Below are 18,075 nucleotides of genomic sequence, written 5' to 3' on the forward strand. Positions count from 1 at the left end.
TTAAACCGTTCTTAATGTTGTTCCATGGTCATTTTTCTTTTGCTACCCCGTTCTATCACACCTTCAATCAATGAATAGATTGCAGGCACAATGACTAAAGTCAGGAGCGTGGAAGAAATCATGCCGCCAATGATCACCAAGGCAAGAGGACGATGAGAGCTGGAGGCGGCACCGGGTAGAATGGCGGCTGGCAACATCGCAAGAATAATTGCACAGGACGTCATCAATACCGGACGCATCCTCAAGGGACAGGCTTCTAATAACGCGTCTTGAATCGATTTGCCTGCTTCCCGATACTGGTTGGTTAAATCAATCAATAAAATGGAGTTCTTGGCAACTAATCCCATCAATAATAGTGCGCCAACCATGGAATAAATATTTAGCGTTTGATGGGTGAGCCATAAAACCACAATACCGCCAATTAAAGCAAGTGGTTGAGCAATCATGATGATGAAAGGTTGTATAAACGAATTAAATTGGCTGGCTAGTACCATGTACATCAAAATTAATATTAAGGCGAGAGTATAGAGCATCGAACGTTCCGTTTTCCCCAATGCTTCGGTATTACCGGTCATGGTTACGGTATAACCTTGCGGCAATGCCTGTTCGGCTGTGTCTTGCACGAGATTAATTGCTTTATTGAGCGAAATTTTTGGAGAAGCGCTAAAGGATACGCTGTATTCCTGATTGGTGCGGGTGATTTCCAGAGGTGCCAGGGAGGATTCAAAAGAGGCGATGGTATCCAGATTGATGCGCTTGCCTGCTTGATTGATTAAATAAATTTGGCTTAAATCCTCTGGTGTTACGTATTGACTTTCATCCGCTTTTATCACGACGTCGTGACGCTGGTTGCCGTCTTCCTTATTAAATTTGGCAACCTTCACGCCGCGATCATTTAGCACCATGGTGACTGCCCCTACTTCTTCTGCTGAAATCCCCAGACTGCTGGCCAATACACGATCGATAACCAGCTGATATTGAGGCTGATTAAGGGCGATATGGATGTAGACGGGGGCAATGGCCGGCTCATTTTTTAGCGCAGAATAAAGCTTAAAGGCAGCTTTAACCGTTCCCAGATAATCTTCTCCCCGCACTTCAAAGCTCATGTTGCCACCTGCTTGCATGCTATACACTAAAAACAAGGCCCCCGGAACTTCTTTCAGGAGTTTTTGCACGGCCGCCATGATTTCCGGCTGTGATAGTTTGCGCTCTTGCTCTGGCAACAAGTTGACGTTTATGGTCCCTGAATTGGCTTTACTTAAAGAGGCAAAATAGGTTTCGATGCTGCTCATTTTTGCCAGGATTTTCTCTGCTTCCGTAATCCGGGATTTTGTATAACTGGTACTGGAACCTTGTGCTGTTTGTACCAGAATCTGGAAACGGCCTGTATCGCGCTCCTCGGGCAGAAAGCCTTTACCAATCGCCATCAATATGGGCAGTCCAAGAAGTATGGTAGCCAGAGCCAGGAGGACCATCAACCAGCGAAAGCGCAAGGCGATGTTTAACATCTTTTTATAAAATACTTCAACCGTCAGAAATCCTGTCTCTAAGTAATGATAGACCGAGCCATACTCTACAATTATTCGCATGAATTTCGCACACAGGACTGGCGTTAAGGTTAACGATATCAATAGAGAGATCACCACCCCTGCGGTCACGACAACGGCAAAGGATTTAAAAAATAATCCCAGAGTACCGCCCATAAAAACAACGGGCAAAAAAATTGAAACCAAACTTAATGAGGCCGCTAAAACAGCAAAGACAACCTGATCACTGCCTTTGATTGCTGCATCTTCAGGTTTCAAGTCATCGTTTTCCATTTGCCGATAGATATTTTCCAAAACCACAATCGCATCGTCTACAACGACTCCGACGAGTAAAATGATGCCAAGCAGGGTAATGATATTGAGAGTAAAGCCAAACGCATAAATGGCTAAAACAGCGCCTAACAAAGAAACTGGAATGGCTGTGACAATAATCAATGTGGAGCGCAGGTTGCGCAGGAAAAGCCAGATGACAAATCCCGCGGCAAATATACTTAAAATTGTATCTTCCTCCAGCTCATGAACAACCGATAAAATATAGTGCGCCTCCTCATAGACGACTTTTAAATGAACATTTGGTGGCAACTCTGTCTGGATTTTTTGTAAACGATGTCGAACTTCTTCCACCACTTGGACGGTATTTGCCTCGGGTCGCTTGACGATATTAATACCTAGTGCGGTTTGACCATTTAAAGTGGCGACGTTTTCTTTGTCTGGAACCGTGAGGGTGAGTGTTGCAATGTCTTTTAAATAAATGGGGGCACCTTGCCGGTAGGCGACGACCATGCGTTCCAACTCAGCAAGTTGATGAAATTCAAGATCTAGGTTCAGGGAAAATTGTTTATTGCCAGCGCGCACAAAACCACCTGGTAACTGCACATGCTGGGATGAAAACGCAGATTTCACCATCCCGGGGCTAATATTTAAGGCGGCCATTTTTGCCAGGTTAAGTTCCACCATAACCACAACGCCGTCGGAGCCTACCACGTTAACCTCAGCAACGCCAGGCAAGCCTTGTAATTTTTTTTGCACCATGGTGCGGGCAATTTCATCCAGTTCTTCTATCGTACTTTTACTGGCAAGCCCTATCAGCATGATGGGTGTTGCACCAATGCTTGCCTTTTGAATGACTGGCGATTTTGTTCCTGCCGGGAATTGACCAGTCACTTGATTAAGTTTGCTTTGCACTTCGTTAAATACGGCATCAATGTTTGTGCCTAACGCAAATTGCAGTTCAACTTTCGATTGTCCGGGGCTGGAGGATGAGTTGATCGTTTTAATGCCGGCAATGGTGTTTAATACGACCTCAATCGGTTTGGTGATGGTTTCATTGATGATTTTTGAATCCCCGCCCGGAAGGGTTGTTGTTACCGTAATGACTGGAAAGGTGATGTCAGGGTTTACCTGGACCCCTATTTTAAAGTAACTAATGAAACCAAAAACAACAAAGGCCATGCTAATCATGACGGCCATGACTGGCCGTTTGATGGATAGTTCAGGTAAACTCATGATTTGTTCGCTGTTGGTTTTTGCACAATAACCGGCGTGCCATCCGATAAATAATGGGTGCCGGCAACCACCACCTGATCGCCTGGTTTTAATCCCTTGGTAATCGCTATCCAACCCTCCGTTTGGTATCCAGTTTCCACAGTACGGGCAACGGCTTTATTATTTTGTACAATATGGACAATTTTTCCAGTAGGTTGCATGACTAAACAGGCTTCGGGAACCATAATGGTTTTCAACGTAGGACCAGAAATAATCCCTTGTATACTGGAGCCTGGTTTCCAGTCATATTGGTTGGTAAAAACAACCAACGCATTTACCGCCCGATTATCGGGATTGATGTCAGGAGTAATGGAGGTAATGGTGCTGGTGACGGTTTTCCCTGGCGTTGTAGGAGACGCTAGCAGTACTTTTTGACCTTTGGCAAGTAATGGGGTTTTTTGTTCTGAAAATGGCAGCTCTGCCCGTAACTGGTCATGATTAACAATATTGAGTAACGCGGTACTTTCAGATACGTATTCACCGACGGACACGGCAATTTTTCCAACATGGCCGTTGATGGGAGATAATACATTCACATGCGTGGCTTGAAATTGCGCGTGTGCCAAATCCGCCATGGCGACTGTGACGTTTGCTTGAGCGGTTTGACGCTGTGCCTGAATTTGGCTGTATTGTTCCTGAGAAATGTATCCTTTGCCGATGAGCTTGTCAGCGCGCGCGACATCCTGGACGCTTTCATTGAGTTGCGCCTTGGCCTGCATCAGTTTAGCTTCTGCCTGTTGGAGGGCTAACGCCAATTCTTCTTGTTTCATTTTAAGTAATAACTGGTCTTTATGGACTTCTTCGCCCTCATGAACGAGCAATTGCTCAATTTGACCAGAGATACGGGCGCGAATGACGGGCGCTTCTCGCGCAACCAAAGTGCCGATGGATTTATATTGGACATTGACCAATTCTAAGGTGGCAGGAATGACGGTGACAGGAACGGCTGCTTGTTCAAGTTTATCGGTTTTTTTATCTTGTTTTTCACACGCCAAAAGCGTTGTCAGAACCAGAATCGTTACAAACACCAGTCTGAGCCCTTTTTGCATCGTGTTTTATCCTAAAAAACAAGTTATAATAAGATGTTATCAAATTTCAGCCAAGCATGTCTGTTTTTATAAGTTGACTCACATTTAGCAAATTGTCAGAGTCTGGGTTCCCCAGAGGAAGGAAGCTGGGGAATCCAGAATATCAATCTATGCAAGAAGTAGATTTATTTATTGCAATCTCTCAGGAACTGCAAGTGCCTCCTCAGATTGCTCTTGTTGCGGTGATAGTGTGTTTGGTGATTGTGCCGGCAGTGCTTCTTCGGTTGCTTTGCTTGCGCCAAATGTTGGAAGCGTATTCGTACTGGATGGATTGTTTGATTCTAATGCGCTATCTGTGATGTCGCTTTTCATCGAAGGTGAAGTTGCCCCCATGGTGGTAGCAGATGGTGATGGTGGAGGAAAAACGTCTGATGCAGATACTATTTGATTATTGCTATTGTATATATTGCCATTCTTATAAGAATACCCACTAGGTAGTATGGCATTAAGTTGAGTTTGGTTTAGATCATTCATGAAGTTCGTAAATTGTCCTGAGTTTTTGCTTAAGATGCCCATGGCACTGCTGAACGTTGGGCTTGATAAAGTCGTGGCACTTAAACTTTGTATTTGGCCTTGCTCTTGAGGTGAAGTGGTGGCCAAGATGCTTTCCAATGAGTTGGCATTTCCGGACGTTACAATGCCTGTAACTAAATTTGAATATTGTGAATTAGATAAATTACTAACAATATTGTGAACCGCTGCTTGAGCTGCCTGGGATGTTTGGGGATTATTGCTATTAATTTGAGCGGTTAAGGAATTTATACTCTGGGTGAACTTGGGATCTGAAAAAGTTGTATCGCTTAGCCCAGAAGTTATTACGCTGGTATAGCCACTGTCATATTGAGCGACGCCAGTTAGCACAGCTCCAGCATTGGCAGGATTACTATTAAGCCCGTTAATCATAGTGTTAAATTGTGCGGTACTCTCGTTAGCATATACCGTGTTAAAGATTGATGCGACGTTTTTACTTGCAAGGGTTGTAGGGTCTAAATTGGCCCATTGCGTTGATGACAAATTTTGCATCATGTTTTCAGCGGTAGCTTCGAAATTGCCATTATGATTATTGAAATTGTTTATTGCATAATCGAACGTGGCTGTTGTTACTGTTGGAGAAAGGCCTTGGACGATCGACGTAAATTGTGATGTCCCTGATGTCCACCATGCCTGTTCAATAGCATTGGCCATTGTAGTCATCATGGTTGGATTCTGTGTATTGTTGATGGAGATGGAGCTTAGCTGGCTAGCGGTTGCGTTCTGTAATAGGTTTGCAGCATCAGTTACATCGCCATTCTCGAGGTATTGGTTGAACTGGTCAGGGAAAGACTGTTGGTTCGTTGCAGCAGCAGCTTTAGCTGTTGCAATAACAGTATGGGTTGGGTCAATAACACCAACGCCAGCCGATGTTAATACAAAGAGCGTTAACGAGGTTAACGAAAGCGTTCTTTTGGCCATGGTTTTCTCCGATCTTTACTAGCATTCCATTTAAGTTTAGTCAATATCATAAAAAACACCATGTATCCCTAAGCGTGGGTTTTAAAGACTGACTCTAATGATTAGGTTAGTGTTGCTCAAAATAGCCTTCAGTGACGCCATAAATGGAACAAGACATTTTTTTGTCGGATTTTTTCTCCCATTCAGGCTTTTCGAGCACTTCCATGGCGTTTTTGTAGCCTGTTTTTAAACGCAGATCAATCACGGTTCGGATGAAGTTATAATCTTTAAAAGAATGAGAATAAGGGGTGTCCTGATAAATGATGTGTACTACACTAAACCGTTTTTCATGCCCCAGAGCCAGGATTTTTTGCACTTCTGGGTCTTTTTTTGCTTCTGGCGTTAATTTTGTGCCTAGATAATTAATGGCCGTTTGTAGATTTTTCCGGCTCGCATAGACGTTGGTTAAGCGGCGCGAATGGCTGGCGTAGCGGATGTCTTTTTGTCGCTCTTCAAGTTGGTCCATGGTTTTGGGTAGCGTGCCTTGCAGACTAAAGCAATCGACCATAAAGCAAAGGGTATCGAGTTCTGGTAAAGCATCCAGTACCGTGACTAACGGTGTATTTGCATAAATTCCACCATCCCAATAATAATTTTCGCCGATCTTGATGGCGGGAAAACCGGGAGGTAGCGCACAACTTGCCAGAATGTGATCGGGCGTGATCGTCGTCATCTGATTATTAAAAAACTCCATCTCGCCGTTAACTACATTTACGGCCCCAAGGCAAAGGGTTACTTTTTTATCATTGATTCGATCAAAATCAATTAATCTTTCCAATGTCTTGCGCAACTCGGAAGTGTCGTAATAGCTTAATTTATCAGGAGTGTCGTGCGTTAGAGGCGTAGGAGGAAACACTCGGGGTTTAAAGAAACCATCCAAGCCAAACAGGATAGAATGCATGGCGCCCATCTGGTTTCTTAAATGATGAGTAAAATCAAAATCATGAAATTGACCCAGATTCTCTGCGAATAAGCTCGGCGTGATGGTACTCCAAAACTCCAATAATTTTTCTATCTGCTTTTTACGGGGATTTCCAGCAATGATAGAACTGTTAATGGAACCAATGGAGACACCTGCCAGAAAATTGGGGTCATAGCCTCGTTCATGGATGGCTTGAAAAGCGCCAACCTGATAGGCTCCCAAGGCTCCACCGCCTTGAAATATGCAGGCAATCCGGTCATAAGTCTGCTTGATGTTGATCAATTTTTCAGGTTTATTAATCAGGCCGAGTGCTTGTTTATGAGCTGCCTTATGTTTCTTTATTTCAGACGCTTTCATCACCATGGCTTCCTGCTCTCCGGATGTGTTAAACGTTAACGTTGGGCGTTATCTGCCGCTGTTTTCTTAACCAAGAAATCCAAAATGGCAAACAGTCGTTCTTCAGATTTCGCCATTTGTAAATCGGTTTTATAGTCATTGTTGACGACCAATGCTGGTACGGCGGCAATTTGATAATGCGCCATTTGCCGCTTGCTGTCATTGATTTCGATGTCAATACTTGGCGAATGCAAAAAGGCGCTGCTGGCTACCTTGGCATCAACACCGTGATTTGCAAAAAAATCAACCATTGCTTTATCATTATTAAGGGATTGTTTCTCTTTAAGAATGGCATTAAATAAAGCAGGGGACAATTGCGCACTTAAATCCAAGGCCTTAGCCGTATAATAGGCTTTGGCATAGTATTCCCAATCTTTATTGAAAATGACGGGGACTTTATTGTAAGAAATGGTCTTTCCTTGAGCGTCAACCCAGCGGTTTAATTCTGACTCAAGACGATAGCACCAGGGGCAACCATAGCTGAAATATTCAGTAACAACCACCTTATTTGCCGGGGAATGAACCGGATCAGCGTTTTTAACGAGAACATAATCTTTTCCAGCTATAAACTCTTCAGCAAAGGTTATTGTGGGAATAATGAACAACAAAACGACAGAAAAAATACATTTTAACATGAGCCACCTTAATAAATCGTCAATCCACTCTAGAGCGATTGGTTTATTTTAAATCGAATTAACATCAAAAAACAGCATTTTTAATGCAAGCCAGCCATATAATAGGCGACTGCTTCCATATCTTCCTTAGTCATACGTTGGCTTATGTCTTGCATAATGGCATTTAAATCATTACGGCGTTCATGGCTTTTAAAGGCTTGTAATTGCTGGATAGTATACAGCGGTTGTTGTCCGGAAAGTACTGGGAAACCAGCTTGCGCATTTCCTTTGCCTTGTGGTCCATGACAGGCAATACAGGCAGTAATGTGTTGTGTAAAATCTCCCCCCCGGTAAAGTTGTTCGCCACGCGCCAGGTATTTTTTAGGGGTTGCCAGTTCGGGTAAGGATTGTTCAGAATAAAAGGCAGCAAGATCTTCCATATCCTGTTTGTTTAGATCAGCAACAATAGGCGTCATGGTTGCCGCATTACGCGTTTTCCCAACCTTAAAATCCTCTAATTGTTTGACAAAATAGGCAGCATGTTGACCGGCAATACTGGGCCATTCAGGATTGATGCTTATGCCCTTCTCTCCATGACAGGCAGCGCAAACGGCTGATTTTTTTTCTCCGGCCTGATAATTGCCTGCAGCAGTTGCCAGTATTGGACAGCATAAGACAACGGCTAATGCTATTTTTTTCATTATTGTCTCATAGGTTATGTCTCATTTAATGTTACACTGTCTTAAAGCGTATCTGCAAATGCTACTATGTTAATTAACCCTTATACTCAAGCCAAATTTTTAAAAAGTGCCGCTCGTGTTGAACAATTACCTCCTGACACAGGTTATGAGGTTGCTTTTGCTGGTCGTTCCAATGCAGGGAAATCCAGCGCCCTAAATTGCCTGACAGGCATTCGCCAGCTGGCCCGAACCAGCAAAACACCAGGAAGGACGCAATTAATTAATTTATTTGTTTTAAACGATGTGAATCGACGTTTAGTTGATTTGCCTGGCTATGGATATGCGAAAGTTTCGCAACACATCAAACAGGAGTGGCAAAAAAATCTGGCTCATTATTTAGAAGTACGAGAAAGTCTTAAAGGATTGGTTCTGTTGATGGACGTTCGCCATCCCCTCAAGGAACTGGATCAAATGATGATAGCCTGGGCCATTGAACGGGAACTTCCTACCCATGTCGTATTAACCAAAGCGGACAAATTAAGTCGTGGCCAGGCGAAAAGTGCGTTATTGCAGGTACGTAAGCATTATCAATCCATACAAGATCAGCTCTCAGTCCAAGTATTTTCTTCCTTGAAAATGCAAGGCGTAGAAGAATTGATCCAGAGATTGAATCAATGGTTTGACTTTAATGCAGGCTCCCTCGAGGAAACCCATTAACTACAATTCCATCTTAAATACAGACCCATCATACCCATCATCTGCGCCATGTTCTTCATGAGCAGGAGTGGGTGGCTCCACGATGATTCTAGGTACCGGTGGTCTTTTTAATTTGTTGTCAGGCGTTTTTTTTAGCTGTTTCTCCATTTGAACACGTACCCATGCTCTTTCTCTTGCTTCTTCCGCGTCATAGGGCGAAAAGAACAAAAAATCAGGCGATTGGCTTAAAGAGAGTGGAGGAGTTGAAGGTCTTGGCTGTATAGGAATTGGAGCACTTTCTGCAGGTCTTGGGGACCGAGGTGCTGTATCCTCAGGAGCGACTGGTGTGGAATTTTGTGTGGAATTTGTTTCTTCATCACCCATAATAAGTTCTCCAAGCAAATTGATTAGAATTTAATCTTTATTGAAATTAAATTTCTTGTCAACCATGAAAGATGATTATTGTTCTGCAGTGAGAAGTTTGATCACGGCAGAAAAATCCAGTTCTCCCATGCCGTTATTATTGACTTGCTGATACAATTCCATGGCATGCTCTCCCAGTGGTGTATGAACCCCTGCTACTGCTGCAGATTTCTGACTTAAACGTAAATCTTTAAGCATCATGGCGGCTGTAAAGCCTGGTTGATAATCACGATTAGCCGGAACATTTTCCAACACATCTGGCACGGGCGCGTAGTGACTCATCGCCCAACATTGTCCGGATGAATTGGTAACAACTTCATGCAGTTTTTTTGCTGAAAGGCCTAATTGATTCGCCAGGATAAAGGCTTCCGATATGGCAATCATCGAAATACCAAGAATCATATTATTGCAGATCTTTGCGGCCTGGCCGCTGCCGGCTTCGCCCGTATGGATAATTTTTTTACCCATTTGCGCAAGAATTGGCTGTGCACGGGTAAAATATTCTTCAGGGCCGCCGACCATAAAGGTTAATGTCGCTGCGGCAGCCCCTGCTACACCGCCAGATACCGGTGCATCGACCGCTTGCAAATGATATTGGCTTGCCTGCTGATGGATTTCACGGGAGGTTGGAACATCAATGGATGAGCAATCAATAAATAAGGCCTGACTTTTGGCCGCGGCAAATAACCCGCCATCGCCCAAACATACCCGCCTGACTTGCTCTCCCGTTTGCAGCATGGTGATGAGGATGTCTTTATTTTGTGCCGCTTCCTGTAATAAGGTCGCGGAAGTGCCTCCTGCTTTAATGAATGCATCAAGTGCCTGAGGTTGTAAATCAAATCCTGTGACGGCATGTCCCGCTTTAACCAGATTGATTGCCATTGGCAAGCCCATGTGTCCTAATCCAATAAAAGCAATCTGTGCCATTTTTTCTCCTTTTTGACCGTGGGATAGCCTAATGGCTTGGCATAGTAAACTGGCTGGCCTGTAATTCTGTGACAGGCCAGCGGCTGGTGATGGTTTTTCGTCGTGTATAAAATTGAATGCTTTCCTGGCCATGCATGTTGGTGTCGCCAAAAGAAGATTGTTTCCAGCCACCAAAGGGGTGGCTTGCTATGGGAACAGGAATAGGGATATTAACCCCTACCATACCGACCTGCACGCGCTGGCTGTATTCGCGTGCCGCGTATCCGTCGCGTGTAAAAATAGCAGTGCCATTGCCATATTGGTTGCGATTAATTAATTGCAGCGCTTGTTCGAAATCTGCAACTCGAACCATGGCCAAGACGGGTCCAAAAATCTCATCTTGATAGATGGACATGTTTTCCGTTACTTTATCAAATAAAGAAGGACCTATGAAAAATCCATTAGGATGCTGGGGATGCTTGAAGTCGCGGCCATCAATAACCAATTTGGCGCCTTCTTCAATGCCTTTTCCTATAGCGGTCAAAATGCGCTGACGATGGGATGCGCTAATGACTGGACCCATATCGGTTTGTGGGACATCGCCTGCATCGACACGAATGGCTTGAATGAGAGGAGTAAGTTTTTTTAATAAATGATCGGCGGTCTGTTCGCCGACGGTTACTACGACCGAAATAGCCATGCATCGCTCGCCGGCAGAACCATAGGCGGCTCCTACAATGGCATTCGCCGCAAAATCAAGATCAGCATCTGGCATGACCACACAATGGTTTTTAGCGCCGCCAAACGTATGAGCACGTTTGCCAAGTGTTGTTGCAGTGGTGTAAATAAATTCAGCGACCGGTGTGGACGCTACGGCTGTGAACGCCTGAATGTCTGGTTGTTTCAGCAATTGTTCAACGGTGGTTTTATTGCCATGAACGCAATTGGCTACTCCTGCCGGCAGACCTGCTTCACTAAGCAATTCCAATAAGCGCACTGGTGCGGATGGATCTTGTTCTGAAGGCTTAAGGATGAACGTATTGCCACAGGCAATGGCAGGGATCATCATCCAAACGGGAACCATGACTGGAAAGTTAAACGGTGATATTCCCGCGCAAACGCCCAAAGGCTGGCGCAACGTGTGACAATCGATATTATTAGCAACATTCAGTGAAAAAGTACCCTGCAGTTGTGTCATGAGTCCGCAGTGGAATTCAACCACTTCAATCGCACGCGCTACAGACCCTTTGGCATCATCCAGGGTTTTGCCATGTTCACGAGTCACTATTTTAGCGAGCTCGTCTTGATGTTTTTCCAGCAATTCACGAAATTTAAATAAAATTCGTGCTCGCTTTAAGGGCGGTGTTTCTGACCAGGCAGGCAGGGCTTGCTGCGCGGCAGTAACAGCTTGATTACAAATGGCTTGACTGGCAAAAAAGACTTCGCCAATGGTTTCGCCCAAGGCGGGATTGTGAATCGTGTGGCATTGATCCGTTTTTTCTGTGTGTGTTTTGCCTGCAATATAATGAGGTACTGTGTAAATCATCGCCTACCTCCTTGAAATGCGATTATTCACCAAACGTTGTTAATGTAACTTGATATTGACGGTCATTCTCCCCACCTTGTGAGCAGCACGTTTCCACCACTTCAAAGTGAGCATGTTCCCCAGCTTTTTCTAAAGCGTTTTGAACGGCTTCATAAATACCAGAGTCTGAATAGCCGGTAAAATCTCCTATTTTTTTTGTGATCATCCTTTTTCCTTCTTTTTCTTAATATTAGGCATGATTTCAATGCATTCTATGGTTGCAAAAAATGAATTGAAGACATGCCCCTAGAGTCTGTTGAAAATAGGTGGCTAATCAGTGTAACACGATAAGAGGTTATTAATCATCCAGTAAATGTTCGAGTCCATAATAGAGCGAATCTATGGTTTGCACCCGTTGACAAGCCAAGATTACCCCAGGCATAAAGGAGCTACGATCTATGCTGTTATGATTAATGCTCAAAGTTTCACCTTGATTGCCAAAAAAAACCTGCTGTTGGGCAAGTACTCCAGGCAAGCGCAACGAATGGATGTTGACTTCATGATAGGATGCGCCTCGAGCGCCGGGCACTAATTCTTTTAATGGCAATTGATTTTTTTCATGTTGTCTTGCGGTCGCGATCAGTTCTGCCGTTTTCATCGCTGTTCCGGAGGGTGCATCCAACTTTTGCTGATGATGGGTTTCAATAATCTCAACTTCAGGCAGATAGCGGGCAGCGATGGCGGCAAATCGCATCATTAATACAGCGGCAATAGAAAAATTGGGCACAATGATACCCCCCAGTTTTTTTTCTTTGCATATTTTTTTTAGCGTTTTAATCTGTTCGTCAAGTAAACCACTGGTGCCAATCACTGGGTGAACGCCACTATTGATGATGGTCAAACTATTTTGATAAACGCAGTCCGCGCGGGTTAAATCAATGACGATTTGTGCTTTTGTGCTAGTAATGGCGGCTTGCAAATCATCGTGACGGGTTAACCCTGCGACAAGCTGGAAATTCGGATGGTTGGTGATGGTTTCGCAGGCATATGCTCCCATTTTTCCCTGCGCACCATTTACAATGACACGGGTTTGCATACTGACTCCCAGTCTATTTTCTTCCAGATGAGGACTTTTCTTCTTCGCGCACAACCCTCAATGCCCAAATAGTCGCCGGAATCCATCCAATGATGGTCGCTTGTAGAATAAGTGCGATAAGAGCACCGCCAGGATTATCACATATAAGTAAAACTAGAGCAGGGAATACAAAAGAGAGACCTAACATAAACAGTTTCATCGTGCAGTTACCTTTTTAAGTGAAGTTGTTAACAAGCCCTAACAATAATTATATATTCATATTAGGTTCTGTGAACAAAAATTTTCACAGCTGCAAATGCGGCTAATTGGCACTATTGCGCCTTTGAATTCGTTAAATAGAGCCAGTTACTCGCCTCATTCAAAGACATAATGGTACTTAATTGTCCACATTTTCGCTTTGCGAAAAATTTTGTTCACAGAACCTTGGGTATGTCCTCAATCATCTATATTTCTGCTTTGCAGAATGGAGTGAGGTATTGCCCTAGTTTGATAATAATCTTCTATTATTTAATGCTTGGATGCAATAACAACGGTGTCTTTCACCCTCTTGCCGCGGCTTGCAAAATAAATCCAAACGCTGTACATTGCATGCTCAATTTTCCAATCTCACTAAAAGACGTTTTACCAGACAAGGGTTATCGCATGAGAAGACAGGAGTTGCATCCCCGTACGGCTATGATTAATAAAAAACAAAAGAACCAGTCTAAACACCTGCGTTTCGAAGCTTTGCGCTGGTTGGCTGCGATGTTTCCTAAGGCGTTTGATAATACGCTGCAGATCAGACCGTTAAAACTGGGGGTTATGAATGATATTTTGCTTCATGCGGATGAAGCAGCGGCTGTAGGAATTTCCAAAGGTAAGTTGCGAGAAGCTGTTGTCGTGTTTACTCGTCGTATTGATTATTTGGCATCGTTGAAGGCGCGTGAAACGCGCATTGATTTACAGGGACATTCTGTTGGCCAGGTGACGGAGGAAGAAGCAGAAAGAGCGGCAATAAAAATTAAAAAAATAGTGGAAAAAAGTGTTAAAAACGCACGTAAAAATCTAAATAGTAAATCTTCTGTTCCCAGCCATTCGAACGTAGCAAATCCGCCTAATGATGTTTCAGGGCTGGAATTGATGCCTTCTTATTCAGAGCGTTCATCCGCATTTACAGCACAACAGGGTCTCTTGCCGTCAACTAAATCTGCTTCGATCATGGTTAAACATAAATCATCTCGTCAATACGATCCGGAGGCTGTTGCTCGATTGAAGGAAAAATTAGGGTTATCGCGGAAAAAAGAGCCCGTTGAGTAATTACATAAGCCATGGGATTAATCAATATACGTATGCGCGCCTCATAATTTGCAAATTTTTGCCCATTGTGCGAATATAATGCGTTTTTTGTATTTATTATGTTGAGGCTGTATGAAAGAAGGTTTAAATTCACGTCTAATGCATCTAAAAGAAACGTTGACTCCCCTGCAACGGGACTATCCTAGCCTTCTTAGTAAACTTCGTCGATGGACTCTGAATGGCTTTATCCATCATCCAGCTTTTCAGGATTTGAGTGATTTTGAACAAACCTATTTTAAAGAGTCGCGTGATATAACTGCTAAGGAAGAAAAAGATGTTACGCGCGTTAAAAATCAGTTATTAAGTGCTGTTACTAGCAATAAATCGGAGAGGGTTCAGCGGTATTTATCAAGGCTTTTTGGCATTCTTCAGACGGAAATAACTGAACTTAAAGATGCTTATCTATTCCGTCCAGACAATCACCAACGTTTGCAAGCTGCTAAAAATTTTGCACAGTTTGAATTAGCAACAAAAGACTTTTATCGTGGTGAGTTTGCATTGCGATGTAATATTGGCCGATTATATTGCACGTTGAATGCACTAACAGCAAGCTTGCAAGCGATTTTGCCTAACATTGATGAAGAAGAAAATGACCGGCTTATAGAGTTTAGGCAGCAGCTTGATGAGGTAGAAGCCGCACAACATGCTTTGACATCCGCTTTGGCGAAATATGAAGTATTGCGCCCCGTAATTAAAGAGCAAGTTCAGTCAACCAAAGATCGTTTGATAACGCATGAGCGATTGATAGCGCAATCTCAACCTGAGTTCTTGCGTTTGCTGCGACAAATTCGCTTGAAAAGTGAAGAGATGACGGAAAAAGCAAAAACAAATGACCAGTATGATGCGGCCAGTAAGGCAGGTAAACGGTTGCATATCGAACTTAAGAAGGCAGCTCAGGATTTCTTTAAGGGTGAAAAAATAAGCTTTGATACCTTTGATACGTTCTACATGCGTTGCAACGCAGCCATAGAAACTGCTCGTCCCGTATTGAAAGAGCATCGCGGTTGGGGAAAGATTCTTGCGGATCTGGCTTTTTGGTTAACGTCCACTGTGACGTTTGGTTTGGCACCATTGGCCAATAAAGCGTTCACCGGCGAGTTTCGTTTCTTTAAACCACTGAAGACCGATTCTGAGCAAAAACTGGATGCTTTTGTAGAAAAGCTCATGGACGTTGCGGCACCTCAATTTGGAGCGTAGACCAATTCTACATGGCTATATGGCGTGTATGATTTCCATGCAATTCGTACCGCCAGGCTTGCCTATGAGACTGCCTCGGGTCAGTAGTAAAAAGGTATCTTTTTCCACCAGATTTTTTTTCATCAGATAAGTCATTATCTGATGATTGATGTCTTTGTTCGCTATCTCGCGATAATCATAAAATAAAGGAAACACATTATTCACCAGGCTTAATTTTCTTACCGTGTCTTCATTGTCTGATATGGCATAAATGGGAACCGTGCTGTAATGACGCGACATCCAGATGGCGGTCGCCCCGGATTCCGTCAGTGCCACAATTGCTTTGATTGGAAAATGGTTGGCTACATGCATGGTCGCCATCGCAATGGCCTGATCGGCTCGTTGATAATGACAGGAATCGCTGGCAATCTGATAAAAAAAAGCCGCATGTTTTTCAGCACTCAGGCAAATTTTATCCACCATGCTGATGACTTTTATTGGATAATGTCCGCTTGCCGTTTCAGCAGACAACATGATGGCGTCTGTACCATCCAGAATTGCATTAGCAACGTCAGAAACTTCCGCTCTTGTAGGCTGAGGATGGTTGATCATCGATTCCATCATTTGAGTTGCTGTAATGACGATTTTATTTAATTGGCGGGTTTGCTCAATGATGCGTTTTTGAATGGCAGGCACTTCAGCAGCGCCGACTTCTACGCCCAAATCACCACGGGCAACCATCACGGCATCCGCTTCCAGAATGATATCTGTCAAACAGTCCAGGGCCTCTGTCCGTTCAATTTTCGCAATGATTGGCACGTGTCGTGCGCCTAATTTTGTTAAGAGCTGCCTTGTCATACGGATATCATGAGCATCTTTCACAAAAGACAAAGTGATGTAGTCTACTTTGGCGGCAATGGCTGCTGCCATATCTTTCTGGTCTTTTTCAGTAAGCGCCCCAGCCGCTAAGCCACCGCCTTTACGGTTAATGCCTTTATTGTTGCTTAATACACCACCTTCAATGACGACGCAGTCTATGTAGGGTGGCCTGATGGCTGTTACTACTAGTTCAATCAAACCATCATCCAATAGTAAATGATCGTCGACTGCCAATTCGTTACATAGGTTAGGGTAAGCAACGGATACACCATTTTCATCGCCTAATTTAGCATCGCTTGCACATGATAGGGTGAAGGTTTGTTTTTCCACTAAGGTGATGGCATCGTTTTTAAAACGGCCTATGCGAATTTTAGGGCCTTGCAAATCGGCCATGATGGCCAGTGGACGATGAAGTTCGGTTGCAAGCTCACGCGCCAGTTTAATGGTTTGATCAAATTCTTTGTTGGCATGGGAAAAATTAATACGCAATACATCGACACCTGCCAGAAGCATGGATCGTAATGTTGCCGGCGTATTGCTGGCAGGGCCTATGGTAGCAACAATTTTAGTGCGACGATGTTGCATGAGCTCGTTCTTCCAAAATGACAACAGCAGGTAATGGTCGGCCTTCCAGATATTCCAGAAATGCCCCTCCACCCGTAGAAATATAAGAAATCTGGTCAGTCAGATCATATTGGTCAATGGCTGCCAATGTGTCTCCACCACCGGCAATGCTGAAAGCTTCACTGTTGGCTATGGCAATGGCCAAGGCACGGGTACCGTAAGCAAATTGGGGAAATTCAAATACGCCAACAGGGCCATTCCATATAATGGTTTTTGCGGCATCGAGAAAATCAATATACTGAGTGATGGTATTCGGGCCAATGTCCATAATCATGTCGTCTTCGGCAATATTAGATAATGCTTTATTAAAAGCCGGACAGCTGTCGTTGAATGATTTGCCAACGACAACATCGCTAGGCAAAGGAATTTGACATCCTTTTTCTGCAGCAAGCGCCAATATGGCGCGTGCCTCATCAAGAAGCTCGGGTTCGTATAAGGAAACACCGATTTCATGGCCCTGTGCCTTGAGAAACGTGTTGGCGATACCGCCGCCAGGAATTAAGACATCCACCAAGCTTACCATTTGTTTAAGGAGTGATAATTTAGAGGAAACTTTTGCTCCGCCAACGATGGCAACAATTGGTTTTTCTGGTGCCTCGAGCACATGTTGCAGTGCTTCAAGTTCACGGACCAAGAGTGGTCCGGCAGCGGCAATAGGTGCGTATTGGGCGACACCATAAGTTGATGCCTGTTCGCGATGAGCGGTACCAAAGGCATCCATGACGAAGACATCGCATAAGGCTGCAAGTTTTTTGGCTAGGATTTTGTCATTGGCTTTTTCACCCGGATTAAAGCGCACATTTTCACATACCATGAGTTCACCTGGTTTGACCTGGACGCCGTCTAAATAATTGTTGGAAAAATGCACTGGATAATCAAGGTGGGAAGCTAAATACTCGGCAACAGGCTCAAGTGAGAAGTGCGTTTCATATCGACCTTCTTCAGGTCGGCCAAGATGAGACAATACTATGACTGCAGCGCCTTCTTGCAAGGCTTCTTGCAAGGTAGGCAATGCGGCTTGCAAACGTTGATCGCTGGTGATGATTCCTTCTTTAATGGGTACATTTAAGTCTTCACGAATCAACACACGTTTGTCACGTAGATCAAGATCGCTCATTTTAATAAGGTTCAT

At 43.9% G+C, this 18,075-nt stretch carries 17 protein-coding genes; 3 read left to right on the forward strand and 14 right to left on the reverse strand.

All coding sequences use genetic code 11. The features are described from left to right. Positions 1 to 11: 11 nt before the first annotated feature. The 6 genes from E1O52_RS09980 to E1O52_RS10005 form a co-directional block, all read right to left on the reverse strand. The gene (locus E1O52_RS09980; RefSeq protein ID WP_133128569.1) at positions 12 to 3,053 is read right to left on the reverse strand and encodes an efflux RND transporter permease subunit; all 3,042 of its coding nucleotides are present in this window, start codon (positions 3,051 to 3,053) and stop codon (positions 12 to 14) included. After that, positions 3,050 to 4,141: an efflux RND transporter periplasmic adaptor subunit gene (locus tag E1O52_RS09985; RefSeq protein ID WP_133128570.1), complete on the reverse strand. Its 1,092-nt coding sequence runs from the start codon at positions 4,139 to 4,141 to the stop codon at positions 3,050 to 3,052. Before E1O52_RS09985 ends, E1O52_RS09980 begins: the two co-directional genes overlap by 4 nt. A gap of 168 nt (positions 4,142 to 4,309) precedes the next feature. After that, a complete protein-coding gene (locus tag E1O52_RS09990; RefSeq protein WP_133128571.1) occupies positions 4,310 to 5,632 on the reverse strand; it encodes a hypothetical protein in 1,323 nt (440 codons plus the stop codon). 106 nt (positions 5,633 to 5,738) lie between these two features. After that, positions 5,739 to 6,956, reverse strand: a complete 1,218-nt coding sequence (locus E1O52_RS09995) for a DUF3734 domain-containing protein (protein ID WP_242602225.1) — start codon at positions 6,954 to 6,956, stop codon at positions 5,739 to 5,741. Positions 6,957 to 6,985: 29 nt separating this feature from the next. Continuing rightward, positions 6,986 to 7,624, reverse strand: a complete 639-nt coding sequence (locus tag E1O52_RS10000; RefSeq protein ID WP_133128572.1) for a thiol:disulfide interchange protein DsbA/DsbL — start codon at positions 7,622 to 7,624, stop codon at positions 6,986 to 6,988. An 80-nt stretch (positions 7,625 to 7,704) separates the two neighbouring features. Beyond that, on the reverse strand, positions 7,705 to 8,304 hold the full coding sequence (locus tag E1O52_RS10005; protein WP_133128573.1) for a c-type cytochrome: 600 nt from the start codon (positions 8,302 to 8,304) through the stop codon (positions 7,705 to 7,707). Positions 8,305 to 8,370: 66 nt separating this feature from the next. Here E1O52_RS10005 and yihA point away from each other — a divergent pair, with 66 nt between their 5' ends. Further along, positions 8,371 to 9,000 carry a ribosome biogenesis GTP-binding protein YihA/YsxC gene (gene yihA / locus E1O52_RS10010; protein WP_133128574.1) on the forward strand — a complete coding sequence of 210 codons (630 nt, stop codon included), beginning with the start codon at positions 8,371 to 8,373 and terminating at the stop codon, positions 8,998 to 9,000. Here yihA and E1O52_RS10015 read toward each other — a convergent pair whose 3' ends face one another. The 6 genes from E1O52_RS10015 to E1O52_RS10040 all read right to left on the reverse strand — a co-directional run bounded on the left by E1O52_RS10015 (position 9,001) and on the right by E1O52_RS10040 (position 13,128). Then, entirely contained in the window at positions 9,001 to 9,363 is a 363-nt protein-coding gene (locus E1O52_RS10015; protein ID WP_133128575.1) for a hypothetical protein, read from the reverse strand. Positions 9,364 to 9,438: 75 nt separating this feature from the next. Next, complete coding sequence (mmsB, locus tag E1O52_RS10020) at positions 9,439 to 10,329, reverse strand: 3-hydroxyisobutyrate dehydrogenase (protein ID WP_133128576.1); 891 nt, start codon at positions 10,327 to 10,329, stop codon at positions 9,439 to 9,441. A 28-nt stretch (positions 10,330 to 10,357) separates the two neighbouring features. Then, on the reverse strand, positions 10,358 to 11,854 hold the full coding sequence (locus tag E1O52_RS10025; protein ID WP_133128577.1) for a CoA-acylating methylmalonate-semialdehyde dehydrogenase: 1,497 nt from the start codon (positions 11,852 to 11,854) through the stop codon (positions 10,358 to 10,360). A 22-nt stretch (positions 11,855 to 11,876) separates the two neighbouring features. Beyond that, the gene (locus tag E1O52_RS10030) at positions 11,877 to 12,059 is read right to left on the reverse strand and encodes a dodecin domain-containing protein (protein WP_133128578.1); all 183 of its coding nucleotides are present in this window, start codon (positions 12,057 to 12,059) and stop codon (positions 11,877 to 11,879) included. 132 nt (positions 12,060 to 12,191) lie between these two features. Then, the gene (gene dapB / locus E1O52_RS10035) at positions 12,192 to 12,929 is read right to left on the reverse strand and encodes a 4-hydroxy-tetrahydrodipicolinate reductase (RefSeq protein WP_133128579.1); all 738 of its coding nucleotides are present in this window, start codon (positions 12,927 to 12,929) and stop codon (positions 12,192 to 12,194) included. 13 nt (positions 12,930 to 12,942) lie between these two features. Further along, positions 12,943 to 13,128, reverse strand: coding sequence for a hypothetical protein (locus tag E1O52_RS10040; protein ID WP_133128580.1), 186 nt, complete (start codon positions 13,126 to 13,128; stop codon positions 12,943 to 12,945). 443 nt (positions 13,129 to 13,571) lie between these two features. Here E1O52_RS10040 and E1O52_RS10045 point away from each other — a divergent pair, with 443 nt between their 5' ends. Continuing rightward, positions 13,572 to 14,225 carry a ProQ/FinO family protein gene (locus E1O52_RS10045; protein WP_133128581.1) on the forward strand — a complete coding sequence of 218 codons (654 nt, stop codon included), beginning with the start codon at positions 13,572 to 13,574 and terminating at the stop codon, positions 14,223 to 14,225. Positions 14,226 to 14,336: 111 nt separating this feature from the next. Continuing rightward, positions 14,337 to 15,461: a hypothetical protein gene (locus E1O52_RS10050; protein WP_133128582.1), complete on the forward strand. Its 1,125-nt coding sequence runs from the start codon at positions 14,337 to 14,339 to the stop codon at positions 15,459 to 15,461. 15 nt (positions 15,462 to 15,476) lie between these two features. On the opposite strand, the gene pyk is transcribed toward E1O52_RS10050, so the two are convergent. After that, a complete protein-coding gene (pyk, locus tag E1O52_RS10055) occupies positions 15,477 to 16,904 on the reverse strand; it encodes a pyruvate kinase (protein WP_133128583.1) in 1,428 nt (475 codons plus the stop codon). Then, positions 16,885 to 18,075, reverse strand: coding sequence for a phosphoglycerate kinase (locus tag E1O52_RS10060; RefSeq protein ID WP_133128584.1), 1,191 nt, complete (start codon positions 18,073 to 18,075; stop codon positions 16,885 to 16,887). The genes pyk and E1O52_RS10060 overlap by 20 nt, the downstream gene beginning before the upstream one ends.

The organism is Legionella nagasakiensis, from assembly GCF_900639915.1.
Classification (GTDB): domain Bacteria; phylum Pseudomonadota; class Gammaproteobacteria; order Legionellales; family Legionellaceae; genus Legionella_A; species Legionella_A nagasakiensis.